Source organism: uncultured Hymenobacter sp., from assembly GCF_964242765.1.
Classification (GTDB): Bacteria; Bacteroidota; Bacteroidia; order Cytophagales; family Hymenobacteraceae; genus Hymenobacter.
This window is the reverse complement of record NZ_CAXTBM010000007.1, coordinates 56,784-74,502: the sequence shown is the minus strand read 5'-3', so window position 1 is coordinate 74,502 and position 17,719 is coordinate 56,784. Positions and strand designations below refer to the sequence as shown.

Sequence of the window (17,719 nt, the reverse complement as noted above, 5' to 3'; positions counted from 1 at the left end):
GCCTCGGCGACAAGCCCGACAATATGAACCTGCGGGGCCGGCGCTTCACCAACTGGGGCACGGATACTTACGGCTACGTGAAGGGCACCGATCCGCTCTACAAGAATATTCCGTTCTACCTGGAATTGCAGCAGCGCATCGCGCACGGCGTCTTCTTCGACAACTCTTTTCGGGTCAACTTCGATTTTGCTGCCGAGCGCGCCGACGTCACCAGTTTCTGGGCGCAGGGCGGGGAGATGAATTATTATTTCATCTATGGCCCCTCCCTGCTCGAAGTCACGCAGGAATACACTCGCCTGACGTGCCCACCCGAAATGCCACCCCTCTGGGCCCTGGGCTACCACCAGTGCAAGTGGAGCTACTACCCCGAAAGCAACGTGAAAGCCATTGCCCAAGGCTTCCGCGACCGGCAGATTCCCTGCGATGCGCTCTACCTCGACATCGACTACATGGATGGTTACCGGTGCTTCACTTGGAGCCCGCAGCACTTTCCCGAGCCCAAGCGCATGGTGCAGGAGTTGGCGGCGGATGGGTTCAAAACCATCGTCATCATTGACCCCGGCATCAAGATTGACCCCGAGTACAGCGTTTATACCGAGGCCCTAGCCAATGATTACTTCTGCCGCCGGGCCGACGGGCCGCTCATGAAAGGCTCGGTATGGCCCGGCCTCTGCAACTTCCCCGACTACACCCGTCCCGAAGTGCGCGAATGGTGGGCGGGCCTCTTCAAAGGCTTGATTCAGGAAGACGGCGTGCGCGGGGTCTGGAACGACATGAACGAGCCAGCGGTGTTCGAAAAAGGCACGTTCCCCGATGATGTGCGCTTTCATTATGAAGGCCACCCAACTTCCCACAAGAAGGCCCACAACGTGTACGGCATGCAGATGGCCCGCGCCACAGCTGCGGGTGTCAAGCAGTTCAGCTACCCCAACCGGCCCTTCAGCATCACGCGCAGCACGTATGCGGGCGGGCAGCGCTACTCTTCGGCTTGGACCGGCGACAACATAGCCTCCTGGGAACATCTCTGGCTGGCCAACATTCAGTGCCAACGGCTTAGTATTTCCGGTTTCAGCTTTGTGGGGTCCGATATTGGGGGTTTCATCGATACGCCCGACGCGGAGCTGTATGTGCGCTGGGTGGCGCTAGGAGTGTTTCATCCTTTCTTCCGGACCCACAGTTCCGGCGACCACGGCGACCAGGAGCCATGGTCGTTTGGCGAGGAGGCTGCTAAGTTAGCCAAGAGCTTCATTGAAATGCGTTACCGGTTGCTGCCGTACATGTACACTACGTTCTGGCAATATGTGCAGCAAGGAACGCCCATACTGCGCCCACTCCCGTTCCTCGACCAGAACGACACCGAAACCTATCTGCGCATGGCTGAATTCAGCCTCGGCGACCATCTGCTGGTGTGCCCGATTACGCAGGCCGGGGTGGATGGCCGCTGGATGTACCTGCCCCGCGGCGACTGGTTTTACTACTACACCGACGAGCCCAAGAGCGGCGGGGCCGAAGTGTGGGCCACCGCTGGCCTAGATCGGATTCCGCTGTTTGTGCGCGCTGGTGCCGTAATTCCCTTCTATCCGGTGCAGCAGTATGTGGGGGAATTGGTTATCGAGGAAGTGACGCTGCACGTCTACTACAAAGCCGGCCAGCAAAGCAGCGCGCTCTACGACGACGGGGGGGAAGGCTACGGCTACCTCGAAGGTCACAGCACTACTCGTCGCTTTGGTGTGGTTGGCACGGATAAAAGCTTGGTGCTTCATCAGGTTATAGAAGGTGACTACCAGCCTAGCTTCGTGCGCTATCAAGTAGTATTGCATGGTTTGCCCTTCGGCGCTACTACCTTCCTTCTTGATGGCCAGCCCGTTGAAGTGCAAGAGGTAACGCTCGAAACAGGGCTTAAACTGCCCGGGCTGGTAATCGAAGCTGGCTTCGCAGAATTGGTTGTCGAATAGAAAAGCACGTTCACTGAAAAGCCCCGCCACAGTACAAGTGGCGGGGCTTTTCAGTGAACGTGCTTTTCGCCGGTATAAGCCGGGCCAGTATCAGAAGTTGTAGGCTACACCGCCCGAAACACCCGTCGACTTACCTAAGTTGCGGCCAGCCACATACGTGTTGACGCCTACTGTTAAACCAAAGCCTTTGGCAAGTGGCCGGAATGCACTAGCGGCCAAGCGCACATAATTTACTCGCGTAGCGGGGAAGAAGCCGGTGAAACCAGGCTGTAAAATATCGGTGCCATCCTTCTCGGAATGCTGAAAAGCAGCTAGGGCATCTATGTAGAGCTTCGGACCGGCATACCCGACTTTGGTTTCCGCTACAAAGGCATTAGGGGCGCTATTATCGCGCACGCTGTAACCAGCTTGGCCCGTAAAGAAAACACCCGACACAGTTTTGAGGTGGGCTACGCCGGAAAGCGTTGCCTTTTTTGCATGATTGCCGATGGCAATAATATAACCCAAACCTGCTTCCGATTTGTAATCACTTACTGGAGCGCTGCCACTCACCACAGCCAATATGTCCAGCACGTTGGTTCCTAATTCACGGCTTAGGACTTTGCCTTTGAGTAACACTGTCAGATCTTGCAGGCCGGCGCGCTGGTTGGTGTAGTTCTGGGCCTTTACTACCTGTTCGTTGGCGTTGCCTTTCGATTCGATGTACGGCAAGCTGACTACTGCTTCCAATTTGTCGGTGATGCCGTAGCTGCCGTACAGGTTAACAGAACTAACCCTGACTTCGTCGAAAATCGGCACTTTGTTGATCTTGGTAGGAGCCAGATACACGCTTGAGTAGCGCTCCACCGTGCCTGAAACAACCACTGAGCCGTGTCCTTTACCGGCCATGAAACCGCTAACCAAGCTCTGTGCGCTAGCAGCTGACAACCCGCCCAAACTAGAGAGCGAAAATAGAAGTAGTGAACGGTAGAATTGTTGCATAAAAGACTGATTTAGAAAACAAACATGTGGAAAGCTATCTGAAGATTATTCAAATATAATACCTTCGCATGGTTCTTTGTGATTTCAGGAATTTATCTGATCTAGTTCCGAAAATAGAGGGCTGGTTAGATTCAACTTCCTGCAAGCTAAAGCGGATTCATTTCTGCTTGCTACTCGATTTTATTTCGTAAGCTTCTTGAAACGATTTCAATTAAATAATATATAATGCTGTTTAATACAGATTTACGCATGAAAAGAAATCTACCAGGCTGGTTTGGCAGTTTATTGATTGGCACACTGCTGTTGTCAAGCTGTGAAAAGAACGAGGAAGTTGATCCAACCATTGCGAGCATTGCTGTTTCAAATCCTGATTTTCAAGTTCTAGAAGATGCCGCTATTCGAGGAGATGTAGCTGAAATTTTATCTAATAATAATCCTAATGATCCTGCTGGGAAAGGAAACTATACGGTTTTTGCACCTAACAATGCTGCCTTTGCCCGCCTAGGTCTGACTTCAGCTAGTGACTTGCTAGGTTTGCAACAGCTTTTCCTTAAGAATACGCTGTTCTTCCACGTTGCCAATGGCGCAATAGCAAGCAGTGACTTGAAAGTTGGATCAAGTACAGCATCTGCACTTGGGCCGCAACGCCGCATCATCCGCAAGGGCAACGATCTATACGTGAATGGTTCGCGTATTCTGGACACTGACCTGCAAGCCGTTAATGGAACTATTCATGTGATTGATAAAGTACTGCTCGCTACTGGTGTCAATGTAGTGCAATCGGCTCAGGCACTGCAAACCTCCACGGTCTTCACTAGCCCAGAATTGACCTTTTTGGTGGAAGCAGTTCTGTACTGCGACTTGGCTAGTACGCTCTCCACTACGCCTAACCTAACTGTATTTGCGCCTACCGACCAAGCTTTCAAAAATCTTGGTGTCGATATGGGAGTGCCACTCAACGTTCCGGCCGATATTCGTAAGCTGCCCAAGGATGTTGTAACGACAGTCCTCAAAGCCCACGTCCTTGCTGATGGCGCCAAATTCACTCCTGAACTAGCTGATAATTCGACCGTAAATTCATTTGGCGGAGCACCCTTACAACTAGGAGCATTCAACAACGGAGTGCTGACAGTGAAGGGGGCCAATAACAGTACGCCTGCTAACATGGTGATACCGGACGTGCAGACTACCAATGGTATAGTGCACGTTATTGACCGGGTTTTGCGTCCTTGAAGGTGCAGTTACATTAGTCAGTTATACTCCTATTTCTATCGTCTTTTTACCGGGTTCCAACGAATTAGCCGGCCTGATCCCAAGCCCAATAACGTACTTGCAGCATATTTAACCTTCAGCCCATCTACTCGCCGAGCGGATGGGCTGGATTGCAATTTGCCTGCGCTAAATAGGCTTTCGTCTCTATTTATTTAATCATGAATAAGTTGGTTTCCAGTTCCTTATGGTGCTGGATGGTGCTGATGCTAATCAGCCAGATTATCTGCACGGAGGCCCAAGCCCAAGCACCGGCCGCCAAACGCTATTCGTTGGAGGGGCAGTGGAAAGGGGCATTAACAGTGCCCGGCGGTAGTTTGCCAATGATGATTACAGTGACGGAACTAGCCGACGGAAACCGATTTGCGGTGCTGGATGTGCCCATGCAGCGTGTCAACCGGGAGCCAATGACCGTCACCCCACGCGGCGACACGCTCATCTTTGAAGCCGAGCAAGCGGGCTGCCGTTTTGTAGGTCGGCGCTCTGCCGATGGTCAGCAACTGTTGGGTGTGTGGCAGCAAACTGGTTATTCCGCTCAACTCACGTTGCTGTTTGTGCCCCCAGCTACCGCGGCGGCTCCCAAAACTTTCAAATTTCCGCCGCCTTACCGCGTCGAAGAGGTGAAGGTGCCCAACACTGTTGACCATCTACTGTTAGCGGGTACCCTCACAATACCAGCCGGTGAAGGGCCTTTTTCGGCAGTGCTACTGCTCTCAGACCTCGACACGCAAACCCGCGACGCAGTATATGGCGACTACGCGCTGTCGGGTAGCTTAGCCGACTTCCTTACTCGCCGTGGCATTGCCGTGCTGCGCCTCGACGACCGGGGTATCGGGCAGTCGGCTGGTGATTCGGCTACGGTAACCACGACCGCCCGAGTGCGCGACGCTCAGGCCGCATTAGGTTTCTTGCGTACTCGGCCGCTGATCGACATTGCACATCTTGGCATAATTGGGCACGGCGAGGGAGGCAACGTAGCCTTGTTGGCCGCCGCCCAGCCGCTAGCTCCAGCTTTCGTGGTGACGCTAGCCGCAACTGGCCTAGCGGGCCGGGAGACGCTGGTCGAGCAGCGGCCGTCTCTGCTGCTGCGTTCCGGCGTGGCAGATACAGCGCTGTTGGGCTTGGCTCGTCGTCAGGAGCTAGCCCGCGAAGCAGCACGAAGCCAAGCCGAGCAATTACGGGCTTCAGGTTCTAATGTAGCGCAGGTGGAAACTTTCCTGGAGCAGCAGCGCATGCGGCAGAAAGGCGAGGACCGCAAGCGCACCGAAGCCTTGCGCAAACGCCGCCGGGCTATGCTCGAAATTGTGCGCCAGACAGCTGACAACAACCAAGCACAAGCCATTGTAGCCAACATGATTCAGCAGGACAACCCGAATATGCGCTTGGAATTAGTGCAGGCCGCCGCTGCTCGCCTTACTTCGCCATGGTACCGGCACTACCTCAGTTTCGACCCACAAGCTTCCCTGGCCAACGTGCGTGGTGCTATTTTGCTTATGCACGGCACCGGCGACGATATAGTGAATATTGAAACGAACTTGGATTTATTAGCCAAGGGTTTGAAAGCCAACAAGCAGGTTACAGTGCAGAAAGTGGAAAATGCCAACCACTTGTTTCAAGCCCCAACCACTGAATGGCCACTGATCAACGGACAGCCCCGTCCGGTAATGGCGCCCGCAGCCCTCGAAACAATGCAAGCCTGGATTAAAGCGCGCGCTAAAGACTAGGCTTTCGGTGGATCACACATGGTCCCGTAGGTATTGGTACACCTCTTGGTTGCTGAGTAGGGTGCCATGGTGAAGCTTGGAAAATACGCGGGTGCTGATTTGCTGCTCGGGCGGTAATGCCGGGTCGCCGAAAACGCGACCCAGGGCGCTGCCAGCGCCCACAAGCCCGTCGCCGAAATAATCGTGCAGGGCAGAATTAGCGGATTTAAGCAACGAGCCAACCAGCACATGGTAGCGCACACCCGGGAGAGGCGGCACCAAAGTGCGCGGCGGAAATAAGTCGTTGGCGTGTGGGTCTTGCCAGTCCTCGTCCACCAGAATGGCATGCCGCAGATCCTTGATGCCGTTGCTGCGCTTATCAATGAGGCCACTGATGAAGCGTGTAGGACGCAAGTTGATTTTGCGGAGCACCACTGCTGTGAAATGACTGTTCTGTTCCAGAAACGAGCCGTCGTTGGGCACACCTAGCAGGAATACATCGCGCAGATGAGTTAGCCAATTGCCTGTTTGTGGGTGCGGTTGGGTGTCTGTTGCTTGAAAAGAGCCGCTGGATCGGAGTTGGCTGGTAGCACCTTCTTGGGTTTGGGGGCTTGCTGGAGAGGCCGCGTAGTAGCCCGCACTCCGAGCAACAAGGCCGCCCATGCTGTGGCCCACTAAAGCCAGGTCACCGATGGCATCGGGGAAAGTAGCTAGCAGTTCAAGCAAGAGAAGGTTCAACTGCTTGCCATTCTCAGAGATGTGCAGACCGGAATTGTAGCGAATATAAAGGCAATGCGCGCCCGTGTCCTGTTGCAGGCGCGGACCATAGCGCAAGCCCTCCGGCGAACCGGTTTGCCAAATTACCTCGTCGCCCATCAGACCATGCAGAAATACCACCGTTTTGCGCGGGCGCCCCTCGGCCGTAGGCGTTAGCCGCAGAGAGGCCACGGCTACGTCGACCCCGTGGCGGCGGAAGCTCATCTGAATAGCGCGCCGGTCGTGGCGCTCGGCAAGTTGGTCGCCGAAGGCGCCGTTGAGGACGGGGAGCGTGAAATGACGGTTCTGCTGGCCGGTCCGGTAGAGGTAGCCAGCCGTGTTGAAAGGCACCACCGCCACCCGACCAACGGCCGCTACTGCTCGCTGCCACCGCGAGGGCTGCTTATCGGCGTGCGGGTCGGGCAAGGAATCGTTTGGGGGCAGGTCGTCGGTCACAGAATCAATCGGGATTACGTGTCAGTAAGCCACTAGGGGCTAGTGACAAAAGATACACTTCGAACAGCTAGTACTACAACTAGTAGTACAAGTTGATGAGGCACTAGGTTACCGGACTGATAGTGCGCCTCTTGTGGTACTATCGAAAAAGGTAACAGACTACTTGCTAACGTTCGGGCGATTCTGGTTGAAGCAACAAAAACCGCTCCCGCTGCTGGACGATACCAACGGCGGGAGCGGGACAAGACAAGCATCTCTACGAATACGAGCTGCGAAAATTGCTGCAACCTGCTAGGGAACCAGCAGCTTGCGGGTAAGCAGGCCTTCGGGCGTGCGTAGTTGCAGCATATACACGCCAGCCGGCAAGCCGCGCAACTCTAACGGCCGACCATTGGCTAAGCCAGCAGGTACCGCTGCTGCGGTGCGTACTACGTGGCCAGTAGCATCAGTGATGGTGTACGAGGCAGTTGCTACGGTTAGGTTACCGGGGGAAGCTAGGCGAAACTCGCGGTTCGGGCTAGGATTAGGATACACAGTCAACGAAGCCTCCAACGCCGGGTTCTTGGCCGCCGCTACCACACCGGTCATCACCACATCATCAACAAAGAGTGTGGTGCCAACAGTACGAACTCCGGCAAGTCCCGACGCAAAAGCTACGTGAATGGAATCGGGGGCAAGCGAGGAAGTGTACTGCAAAGGCACGCTAGCCAACGCATAAGCTGCCGCAGGTAACAAACGCAGACTGCCAGACGCAATAGTTTGGGTTGTGCCACCCACAGTCCGGGTTAGCGCTACTATAGCGTAGGCCGAGTCGGGCAGGGCACTGGCACCCGTCAGCCTGTAATAAAACTGCATATTGGCGGCGCGGGTGGTGAAGGGCTGCCCTCCAATATTGCTAATATCACGGGTGTCTAGTATATCAGCAACGGCTTCAAAGTCGGCATTACCCAACAGCAAACCTCCTGGTATTGGACCAAAGAGCATACTAACGAATGGATCATTTTTCGTTTCCAACTTTGCAGCGAACGTGCCTGCATGGCTGCTGAGGTCTTTGGAGGCTGTAACCGTGGTATAGAAGCTGCCGAAGGGAGACGTCTCGATGCCTTCGTCTACGGTCGTCCAACTTTGTGGCACTTCGAGGCCGGTACGGGTCACCCAGGTTTCAAACGTGCCGTTGGACACGGCTTGGGCAGAGGAAGTGGTTGATGCAAATAAGCTGAAACTAGCGGTTACCAGCGCGAGTAGAGTTGCTTTCATGATTGAAAATTGGTTGAGAAAAAGGCTCTTATCCTGCTAGATGAAAAAGCAGATTAAGTAGTTGCATTCGTAAAAGTAAAAGTTTGATCTAGTTAATACTTAAGTATTAACAATGAAGTTATAAGGAGATCATACTCAACGACTTTTGGTTTTCATGAGTCCGAGCAGTACACCTAGCCCCAAGCCGGTAAACAAGCCGCCCACATGGGCTGCGTTATCGGTAGTAGGGCCTTCTAACCCGCCGACCAAGCTCCCGAGTGCGAAATAGAGCAGCAAACCCATGATGCCTGCTCGATCTTGGTGGGTTCTGAAATGAGTGCGAGTAAGTAGCAAGGCTAGTAGCAAGCCATACAGTCCGAAGATGGCTCCCGAAGCCCCCACTGAGTTAAGGCCACGAGAGTGCCACCACCAACTGGTCAGGCTACCGCCAATACCACTTACCAGGTAGGTCAGTAGCCAGGGCCCGCGGCCTACTTTCGCCTCGGCCAACAGCCCCAGCAGGAGCAGTGCGCTCAGGTTGAGGAGCAAGTGAGCCGGGCCACCGTGCAAAAACACGCTAGTGAGCAGCCGCCAGGGCTGCGCCGAAACCAAGGGCGAATAGTTGGAACCCCAGGCCACTAGGTCGGGGCCGGCCGGATTCAATAGGTCTACGCCGCTCAGACCCATGAGCAGGAACACCAGCAGATTAGCGAGCAGCAGTAAAGGAGTGACATAATAGCCTTGACGGGGCCATGCTATACTCTTTGCCAACCGGCCCAAGTGGCGCAGCCAGCTTTGTGCGGGTTCCGGCTGGGCACTGGGCACGGGCGTATTGGGAACGGGTAGCTCGGTTGGTATCAGCCCACGCCGCTGCAATTCCTGCACGGCAGCGGCGGCTACGGCAGGAGAATAGCGGGCCCCATGCTGCGCCAAATACAGTAGCTCCGCGTCGGTTTTTTCTTCAAACGGCATAAAGCAACCCGTGTGATGTAGCTTGGGCAGGACAACAATAAGCTGCTTTTACTACAACAACGCTACGCGCCAAATAACACAAGCCCTTCCCGTTGGCTACGTTCAGGGCTTGATGGTCGAAGTTTCTGCTTTCAAGCAATAAATAAATTCGGTCAACTAACGTACAGGCAGGACTACTCTACAGAGGCGTTTTCCTCTGAAAAAGCGCTAGAAGATGGCGCGACGAAGCCGACCGTTCCACTTTTCGCGGCTCAGCAACGACTCGCGCATCTGCGTAGCGGAGTCGGCAAGGTTGATAATGGTGGGGTCGAGGATAACTTGGTCGTTTTGGGCATGACGGGCTATTTCTTCCAGCGTTTCGATGCGCAGGTAAGCGGCCCGGCGCATCAGGTCCATACGCTCGGCGAAGGTGGCCGTGAGGCCGTGGTTGTAAACCAGCGCCTTCGTAAGCCGGCGCCACTCTTCAATCACAACGGGCGCTTGTCTGGCCACCGCCACATCGGTCGCGGTGCCCTTCAACTGCTTGAACAAGTAGGCGGATTGATTTTCGGCATTCCAGTAGCGGGTGGCGAGGAGCTTGTATTTGCGGGTGGCCGTGGTGTCCTCGCTGCGGTCAGTGGGGGAAAGCTGGCGCATCTCTTGCGCAATTTGGGTGCGAGTGAGCGAGTCGAAAGTAGGAATGAGGTGCGTTTCCACCGTTTCCAACTTTATAGGTTCCTCTTCTACTTGTTGCGCTGCCACCAACTGGGAAGCTTTGTTTTGCGCGTTTTGCCAGTATAGAATGCCGCCAACAAGCAGCACGGCCAGCAGCGCCACCCAGGGCGCGGGGCGCTGCCAAAAGCTCGGCTCTTGTTCTTCCTGATAAGGCAGAATATAGTTTTCGCGGGGGAGCGGCTCGGGCTGCGCCGGATCGGGGCTGATGCCGCGGCGGCGTAACTCCCGGCGGGCGGCGGCAATCAGGTCGGCGTGGTATAGGTCGGGGTGCTGGGCCAGAAACAGCAACTCGCCATCAGTTTTTTGGGAAAGAGAATCAGAAGGAGGTAAAGTAGCCATACCGAAACAGAATGCGGATAATTTTAAAATGAATCAGCCCCCAAGTTCCGGAAAAGCCACCGTACTACCATGCAATTGCGGCCAACGCGCCGGCCGCAGCCGCGTATAGCCTGTACTGCTCTCCCTGCATCCACTCACCGAAATCTTTCCAGCTATGGACAAGCCCACCGAACAACCCATCGACGCCAGCAACCTGCCCGAATCTAGCAGCTCGCAAACAGATCAACGGCAGCCCGAAGGCCGCCAGGCCCCCGGCGGCCCCGACACGGGCAACAACGCCGACGACAACTCGGGCAGCGGCGGCTCCGAAGGCGGCCAAGAAATCAAAGGTGCCCGCGTACGGTCCGGTGCCCCCAATTACGATGCCCCAGGGAATGCCCAGGACGGTGACGTCGGCGGCAATTCCATCAGCAGCGGTACCGGCGTATCGGGCGGCGAAACCGGCAAAGTGAACCTGTAAATGCGCTGGTAGCTTTGCTTGAACTTTCTTGGAAACACACTCCCAGAGTCACTACGTGGCTACTCGAAACTAGAGTTCGTACTATTCCCTCACTTCAATAATTCCCACCTTCATCATGGCAAACAACCAGCCGGACCCCACGTCAGATAAGCAGCAAAAAGAAGTTGCTGAGCAGCAGGCCAGTCAAATGAGCACCGCAGGTCGCGTTCCGGATCAAGACGATCCGGACTCCCAAGCCAGCGGTAACCCTGAAGCCACCAGCACCCAGGAAAATATGGGCGACGGCTCGGGTATTCGCGGCGACTACGGCGACGCCAGCCAAACCAACGGCATGGAAGGCGGCCCCAACTCGGCCTCGGATGGCAGTCCCAAGGAAGACCAAGGTGCTGAGTAAGCATCACTAATCAAGGACCGACTAACCATCACGGCAGGCTAGATAGAGACAATAAGGCCACCGTTGTTGTCTCTTGGAAACCTTAACCTTACTGGAACAAGAAGCAGGATAGAGTAAGAATCATCTTATTCTGTCCTGCTTTTTTTGCAGCGAGCCGGAAGGAGCGTAAGGCTTCTGGATAGTTCGGAGAATTTTATCTTTCGGCCATATGAGGGTTTTTACTTTTGATCCAAGAAGTAAAGTCTGGGCACTGATAGCGGGGCTGCTACTGCCTGCTACCGTATGGGCACAGCATGGCAACCCCCTGCCGCGCCTGCTTCGGGCCGATACCACCCATTTCGGGCGGGTGCTACGCAACCCGGCGGCGTACCGGCTCCAGATTTTGTACACCCAAATCAACCGCGACGCGGCGGGCAAGCCGCACTTTCAAACGTTCCGCTACGGAGCTTCGCCGCGACAGTATTTCTATCCGGCCAGCACCGTGAAGCTGCCAGCTGCGGCTTTGGCGCTGGCCAAGCTGCGAAACCTGCGCGCTCAGGTACCGGGGCTTACGGCCGCCTCACCATTACGTATCGATTCAGCCTTTGCCCGCCAAACCCGCGTGCTGCGCGACTCATCGGCTGCCTCGGACCGGGCTAGCATAGGGCAGTATGTGCGCAAGGTGCTTCTGGTGAGCGACAATGAAGCCTACAACCGACTATATGAGTTTGTGGGGCAGCAAGAACTGAACGACAAGCTGCGGGGTCTTGGCTTGCGCCGAACCCGGCTAATTCATCGGCTTTCGGTCGGCGACGAGGAGCCCGGCTCGCGCCACACCAATCCGTTGGCTTTTTACGCCGATACCGCCCTTACCCAACCGCTTTACGTGCAGCCTTCCGCCTACAACAGCCAGTTGCTACCGAAGCTGGCGGCGCAGGATATCCGGGTTGGGCAGGCACATATGCAAGGCGAAAAGCGGGTGGAAGAGCCTTTCGACTTCAGCACCAAAAACAACTTCCCGCTGCCCGAGCAGCAACAAGTGTTGCGGGTTTTGCTGTTTCCAGAATCCGTTGCCAACAAGCGCCGGTTTGCGCTGGCCCCCGACGACTACCGTTTCCTGTACCGTTACCTCTCCATGCTGCCGCGCGAAAGCCGTGCCCCACGCTACGATACCGCGCACTACCCGGATACTTACGCCAAGTTTCTGTTAGGTGGCGGAGGCTTGGCGCCACTGCCGCCGGGCGTACGGGTGTTCAACAAAATCGGGCAGGCGTACGGCTTTCTCATCGATAATGCCTACGTAGCCGATTTCGAGCACGGCGTAGAATTTATGCTGGCCGCCGTCATCTACGTCAATGCTGATGGCGTGCTCAACGACGACCACTACGACTACGACACCATCGGCTTCCCCTTTCTGCGCGACCTGGGCCAGGCGGTGTACAACTACGAACGGCAGCGTCCGCGCCGCCACCCCACCAACCTCAGCCGGTTTCAACTAGACTACAACGTAGCAGGGGAGGACGCCCCATGAAGCCGGCCGCCAACGCCTCAGTACCGCCCAATGCCTACAGCTTGTCGGTAGTTTCCGACGTGGCTATTTACCGCCAACAAGCGCAAATAAACCCTGAATCCAGGCTGGTGGACTTAGCAGATTCAATTCCTGATATCAAGCTTGATATTCGCTATGCCACGGCCAGCAATGTGCTAAGCGAGCCACTCTACACCATGGCTGCCGCGTTTCTGCGTGAGCCCGCGGCCACGGCGTTGCGGCAGGTGCAAGCGGCTTTGGCTGCGCAAGGAGCAGGGTTGCTGGTGTTCGATGCCTACCGACCCTACAGCGTAAGCGTGCGGTTTTGGGACCAGATCCAGGATGAAACCTACGCCGCCCCACCGTGGCGAGGCTCCCGGCACAACCGCGGCTGCTCCGTGGATGTGGCCCTAGTCGATGCCCGCGGCCAGCCACTACTTATGCCCACTGCCTTCGACGACCTAACGCCCGCGGCCCATGCCGCCTACGAGCCCGTAACGGTGGAGGCGCGCCGCAACCGCGCTTTGCTGCTCGAGACCATGGCTGCTTTTAGCTTCGTGAACTACCCGGCCGAGTGGTGGCACTTCGACTTTGCGCGGTGGGCAGAATTCGAGCTGCTGGATATTCCCTTCACCGCGTTGACACACGGATTGAACACAGCGGAATCTGGAAGTTCGGAGAGTGAAAACAGTAGCGCCTATAGATATTTTCCTAAATAACTGGCATCTCAGCACATGAAAAAGTTCACTATAGACACGCACGGGCACCAGCTCGAAATCGGTGCCAGCTATTGGAGTGGCCGGGAAAGAATTACGTATGATGGGCAAGTGGTTTCAGAGAAAAGAAGCTACCTGTTTGTAAGCCCTCACATCTTCACGGTAGTGGAAGATGGTGCCGATGTGGTGTACGAAGTGAACCTGCTCAGTGGAGTGCTCAGGATTGGATTTGTGGTCCGGCGCAACGGCATTGCGGTGGCAAGTAGTTCGTAGCCAATCAAAACAGTAGTGATATCCGGGGAGGAGGCGCTAATTTGCAGCCTGATTTCCTCCTCATTGTGCTGATGTTTCGATTGTTTGCCGCTGGCCGGCTCCTTGCTTTTCTTGTATCGATTGTAGGCCTACTGGCTGTTTCTGCGCGTCCTGTTCTTGCTGATGTGCCCCCCAAACGCGAACTACGCGGCGTTTGGATTGCCACCGTAGAGAACATCGACTGGCCCAGTTCCCGCAACCTCACCCCCGAACAGCAACGGCGCGAGTACCGCCGGATGCTGGACCAGCAGCAGCGCAACGGCATCAACGCGGTGTTTGTGCAAGTCCGGCCCGCTTCCGATGCCTTCTACCAGAGCGACCTAGAGCCCTGGAGCCGGTGGCTGACTGGCACGCAAGGCAAAGCCCCTAGTCCCGCCTACGACCCGCTGCCCTTTCTCATCGAGGAAGCCCACAACCGGGGCATGGAATTTCACGCCTGGTTTAATCCCTACCGGGCCTCCATGGATTCGGTTACGCGCCGCTTGGCCCCGAACCACCCGTTTCGGCAGCATCCGGCGTGGTTTCTACGCTACGCGGGCAAGCTGCTCTACAATCCTGGCTTGCCGGAAGTGCGCCAGTACATCAACCGCATCATCCTGGACGTGGTGCGCCGCTACGACATCGACGGCGTGCACTTCGACGACTACTTCTACCCGTACCCGGAGGCGGGCCAAGTCATTCACGACGAAGCAGCTTTCGCGCAGTTCAACCCCGACAACCTTTCGCTGCCCAACTGGCGCCGCCAAAACGTAAACGTGCTTATTCGCGACCTGCACGACTCGATTCAGCACACCAAGCGGTGGGTGAAGTTTGGGGTGTCGCCGTTTGGGGTTTGGATGAACCAGCGCAACGACCCGGAAGGCTCGGCCACGTCGGCTTTCGAGGGCTATTCGGGACTGTATGCCGATGCCCGCGAATGGACGCGCCAGGGCTGGGTTGACTACATTCTGCCCCAACTCTACTGGAGCAGCAGCTTCAAGGTGGCGGCGTATCCGGTGCTGCTGGAGTGGTGGTCGCGCAACCGGTTTGGGCGGCACCTCTACATCGGGCAGGGCGCCTACCGAATGCTGGAAACCAGCCGCCGCGACACGGCCTGGCTCGGCAACCGGGAACTGCCCCGGCAGGTGCGCCTTAACCGCACGTTCCCGGCCGATGTGCAAGGCAGCGTGTTCTTTAGCTCGAAGTCGTTGCTGGTAAACCCCCGCCACGCCGCCGATTCGCTGCGGCTGAATTTGTTCCGCTACCCGGCCCTCGTGCCTACCATGCCGTGGCTGGACGCCGTGCCGCCCCGCCCGGCGCAGAATTTGGTGGTCACGGCCTCACCCAAGGCCAACACCCTTACCTGGCAGCCCGCCCCCATTGCCCCCGACGGTGACCTGGCGGCCTACTACGTGCTCTACCGCTTCGCCTCAACCGAAACGCCCACTCCCGACGACCCGCGCCACATCTTGACCGTGTTGCGCCCTCACCCCGGCGCTGGCTTGGCCTACGTAGATACCACCACCCGCCCGGGCCTCGGCTATGCCTACTACCTCACCGCCGTGGATAGGCTGCACAATGAAAGCCGCCCCGTAAATGTGCGTACCACCGGGCGCCCGGTCGAAATTATTGTTGCGCAGGCCTCGGCCAGTCCAACTCCTGTGCCTCCGGCCGTGCCACCCGTGGCTACAACCCCGGTCCGACCCGCGCCCTCAACTCCTCGCACCATCACGCGCATCAGCACTTCAGCCGGCAGTGTCACCAAAATCAAAACGAAAACCAAGCCTCGCAAAAAGCGCGGATTCTTTCAGCGAATCTTTGGTGGCAGATAGATAGGTTGCCGGTGTCAGGCGACGAAAACCTTTAAAGGCGCGGTTTCGCCGCCTCGAATGGCACCAGTACTTCCCCTAAAACCAGAGGGCAGCAAATCCGATTTCAACAAGGCTCCGGACCTTGGTTGGAAATCAGTTCTGCTGCCCTCTGGCGGCCAGTCCCGGTAGAAACCGGAAGGCGCTTTGGGATAAACGCCGGGTGGGTGCTTATATCCTAGAAACAGGAGGGCGGCTAAATAGTTGCAGCTTACTTCCCGGATTGTTTGCCGAATGCCCGTAGCGCCCTGTTAATCAATGGAATAAGAGTTGGCCGCTTAGGCCGGCTGGCACCGCTGACATACTCCGGACAGCAGGTAGTCGCGCGTGGTGGCGCGGAAGCCGCCGGGTAGCGCAACGTCCGGTACTGGCACTTGGTCGAGACAATAGGTTTGCTGGCAGGCCGTGCATTTGAAGTGCACATGGTCGTCGGTGTGGGCGTGCTCGGTGCAAGCGGCCGGCGCGCAGGCGGCGTAGTGAATGATGTCGGTGGTGCCAACTACGCGGTGAATCACGCCTTTCTGCTCGAAGGTGCGCAGGGTGCGGTACAGCGTAATCCGGTCGGTATCGGAGCCTAATTGCTGCTCTAGGTCGTGGCTGGAAAGCGCGTAGGGCGCCACCTGGAGCGCGTGCAGCACCGCCCGGCGTACCGGCGTCTGGCGCAGGCCGTGGTGCGTGAGGGCTACAGAAATGGAATCAACAGTGGGCATTGTCAAAATTACAGATTCAAGCAGACTTGCAGGTAGAGCTCAAACAACAATGCCACCCCGATTAGAGTGGCATTGTTGAATAAAAAGTATGGCGCCGCCCTAAAGCGAACGGTAGTCGAAGCGCAGGCGGGCCGTGGAACCGGCCGTGCTAGGTTTGGTACCGAGCACCCGCAGAATCTGGTATTCGTTGGTGCCGCGCAACCTCACCAGAATCAGGTCGTTGGCGGCGAGGGCGGCCACGGTGCTGGTAAGCAAACTGGCTGCTTGCGCTTGGTAGTAACGGCGCGCTACGCTGTTGGCAGTGGCCGAAGTGAAGGCCTGAGTGGAGGTCTCCGTCGCTGGCAACCGAAAAAACTGCGTGGTGTTAGCCGTAGCGAGTCCAAGTGCCGTGCCGTTGAGCGTCAAGTAAATATCCTTGGCAGTGGTTGGATTAGCATTCAACTCGTTTAAACCAGTTCTGAGGTTGAACGACAGCGAATCGGGATTGGCATTCGGGCCAAAAGCCAGCCGACCTGTACGCTGCTGCGACAATGCTGCCGGCGCTACTGCGGTTACGGTGCTGCTCACGGCGGCCATTTGTTGCAACGAATACGCAACAAACCGGAACGTGACCTGCTGGCCCACCGCCCCACGCGGTACCGTCACATCTACGGCGCGGGTAGCAGCGGCCCCGCTACTCAGGCGCACAGACCCAATGCGCCGTTCTGCGCCACTCCCAATTGTGTAGAAATAAGAGAGGCTGTCGAGCGTCTTGAAAAGCGGCGGGTTCGACCCCACCACGAAGCTCGCTGGCAAGGTGGTAATACCCGTTTCGTTGAGGATGACGGAGTAAGTGATGATGTCGTCCTCGGACTGCTGGGTGGCTGTTAGGCCGTTGCGAAACGTGGCCGGCGTGGCGCTGAACTTGATTTCCGGGGCGCGGGCCACGTTGAACGGTACGGGGCGGGTACGGGAACCACCGTTCTTGAAGTTCACGACCACATCCAAGCGCACCGCCTGCTTGTTGGGTAGCGTCGAGGGTACCGTATAGGTCACAAGCTGCGACGTGGTGCGGTTCGCCTCGTTGTAAGTGAAGTTCGGGGCCAGGGTAGCTACCACCGTGGAATCGGTTTTGCTGACGACTTGCACCAGTTGGATATCCTGCACCTGATCGGGTTCGGCGGCGGCCACTTCTATGCGCACCAGCTCACCAGGCGCGTACTTGGTTACCACCGGAATAAAGCTGGTCAACGTGACTTGGGCGTTGTCGTCATTGATTCCCGAGTAGGGCTGTTCCAACTCCTTATCGCAGCTCGTGGTAAGAACTGTAGCCGTCAGCAGCAAAGCCGGGAACAGACGGAGTAAATAGAGTTTATGCATGGCTTAGAATAAGCTTCAAGAGAAAAAACTATG

The 17,719-nt window shown here is 56.6% G+C and carries 16 protein-coding genes; 9 read left to right on the top strand and 7 right to left on the bottom strand.

Translation table 11 applies throughout. The features are described from left to right. Positions 1 to 23 precede the first annotated feature (23 nt). Entirely contained in the window at positions 24 to 1,955 is a 1,932-nt protein-coding gene (locus ACFE7X_RS04540) for a glycoside hydrolase family 31 protein (protein WP_375434476.1), read from the top strand. A 90-nt stretch (positions 1,956 to 2,045) separates the two neighbouring features. On the opposite strand, the gene ACFE7X_RS04535 is transcribed toward ACFE7X_RS04540, so the two are convergent. After that, positions 2,046 to 2,936 carry a hypothetical protein gene (locus ACFE7X_RS04535; RefSeq protein ID WP_375434475.1) on the bottom strand — a complete coding sequence of 297 codons (891 nt, stop codon included), beginning with the start codon at positions 2,934 to 2,936 and terminating at the stop codon, positions 2,046 to 2,048. A gap of 249 nt (positions 2,937 to 3,185) precedes the next feature. On the opposite strand from ACFE7X_RS04535, the gene ACFE7X_RS04530 reads away from it, so the two are divergent. Both ACFE7X_RS04530 and ACFE7X_RS04525 read left to right on the top strand, forming a co-directional pair. After that, positions 3,186 to 4,169, top strand: coding sequence for a fasciclin domain-containing protein (locus ACFE7X_RS04530; protein WP_375434474.1), 984 nt, complete (start codon positions 3,186 to 3,188; stop codon positions 4,167 to 4,169). A gap of 197 nt (positions 4,170 to 4,366) precedes the next feature. Then, positions 4,367 to 5,929, top strand: coding sequence for an alpha/beta hydrolase family protein (locus tag ACFE7X_RS04525; protein ID WP_375434473.1), 1,563 nt, complete (start codon positions 4,367 to 4,369; stop codon positions 5,927 to 5,929). A gap of 12 nt (positions 5,930 to 5,941) precedes the next feature. On the opposite strand, the gene ACFE7X_RS04520 is transcribed toward ACFE7X_RS04525, so the two are convergent. From ACFE7X_RS04520 to ACFE7X_RS04505, 4 genes are all read right to left on the bottom strand, one after another. Continuing rightward, on the bottom strand, positions 5,942 to 7,120 hold the full coding sequence (locus ACFE7X_RS04520; protein ID WP_375434472.1) for an esterase/lipase family protein: 1,179 nt from the start codon (positions 7,118 to 7,120) through the stop codon (positions 5,942 to 5,944). Between the two features lie 291 nt (positions 7,121 to 7,411). Beyond that, positions 7,412 to 8,377 (bottom strand): T9SS type A sorting domain-containing protein, encoded by a 966-nt coding sequence (locus tag ACFE7X_RS04515; RefSeq protein ID WP_375434471.1) that lies wholly within the window; start codon positions 8,375 to 8,377, stop codon positions 7,412 to 7,414. A 135-nt stretch (positions 8,378 to 8,512) separates the two neighbouring features. After that, positions 8,513 to 9,328 (bottom strand): rhomboid family intramembrane serine protease, encoded by an 816-nt coding sequence (locus ACFE7X_RS04510; RefSeq protein WP_375434470.1) that lies wholly within the window; start codon positions 9,326 to 9,328, stop codon positions 8,513 to 8,515. Between the two features lie 207 nt (positions 9,329 to 9,535). Next, positions 9,536 to 10,381, bottom strand: a complete 846-nt coding sequence (locus ACFE7X_RS04505) for a hypothetical protein (protein ID WP_375434469.1) — start codon at positions 10,379 to 10,381, stop codon at positions 9,536 to 9,538. A 154-nt stretch (positions 10,382 to 10,535) separates the two neighbouring features. On the opposite strand from ACFE7X_RS04505, the gene ACFE7X_RS04500 reads away from it, so the two are divergent. The 6 genes from ACFE7X_RS04500 (at position 10,536) to ACFE7X_RS04475 (ending at position 15,581) form a co-directional block, all read left to right on the top strand. Next, positions 10,536 to 10,841: a hypothetical protein gene (locus tag ACFE7X_RS04500; protein ID WP_375434468.1), complete on the top strand. Its 306-nt coding sequence runs from the start codon at positions 10,536 to 10,538 to the stop codon at positions 10,839 to 10,841. A 115-nt stretch (positions 10,842 to 10,956) separates the two neighbouring features. Then, positions 10,957 to 11,235 carry a hypothetical protein gene (locus ACFE7X_RS04495; protein WP_375434467.1) on the top strand — a complete coding sequence of 93 codons (279 nt, stop codon included), beginning with the start codon at positions 10,957 to 10,959 and terminating at the stop codon, positions 11,233 to 11,235. A 208-nt stretch (positions 11,236 to 11,443) separates the two neighbouring features. After that, positions 11,444 to 12,745, top strand: coding sequence for a serine hydrolase (locus tag ACFE7X_RS04490; protein ID WP_375434466.1), 1,302 nt, complete (start codon positions 11,444 to 11,446; stop codon positions 12,743 to 12,745). Then, the gene (locus tag ACFE7X_RS04485; RefSeq protein WP_375434465.1) at positions 12,742 to 13,461 is read left to right on the top strand and encodes a M15 family metallopeptidase; all 720 of its coding nucleotides are present in this window, start codon (positions 12,742 to 12,744) and stop codon (positions 13,459 to 13,461) included. Before ACFE7X_RS04490 ends, ACFE7X_RS04485 begins: the two co-directional genes overlap by 4 nt. Positions 13,462 to 13,476: 15 nt before the next feature. Then, complete coding sequence (locus ACFE7X_RS04480) at positions 13,477 to 13,731, top strand: hypothetical protein (RefSeq protein ID WP_375434464.1); 255 nt, start codon at positions 13,477 to 13,479, stop codon at positions 13,729 to 13,731. Positions 13,732 to 13,802: 71 nt separating this feature from the next. Next, positions 13,803 to 15,581, top strand: a complete 1,779-nt coding sequence (locus ACFE7X_RS04475) for a glycoside hydrolase family 10 protein (RefSeq protein WP_375434463.1) — start codon at positions 13,803 to 13,805, stop codon at positions 15,579 to 15,581. Positions 15,582 to 15,895: 314 nt separating this feature from the next. Here ACFE7X_RS04475 and ACFE7X_RS04470 read toward each other — a convergent pair whose 3' ends face one another. Both ACFE7X_RS04470 and ACFE7X_RS04465 read right to left on the bottom strand, forming a co-directional pair. Beyond that, complete coding sequence (locus tag ACFE7X_RS04470) at positions 15,896 to 16,327, bottom strand: Fur family transcriptional regulator (RefSeq protein WP_375434462.1); 432 nt, start codon at positions 16,325 to 16,327, stop codon at positions 15,896 to 15,898. Positions 16,328 to 16,426: 99 nt separating this feature from the next. Then, a complete protein-coding gene (locus ACFE7X_RS04465) occupies positions 16,427 to 17,686 on the bottom strand; it encodes a hypothetical protein (protein ID WP_375434461.1) in 1,260 nt (419 codons plus the stop codon). Positions 17,687 to 17,719 lie beyond the last annotated feature (33 nt).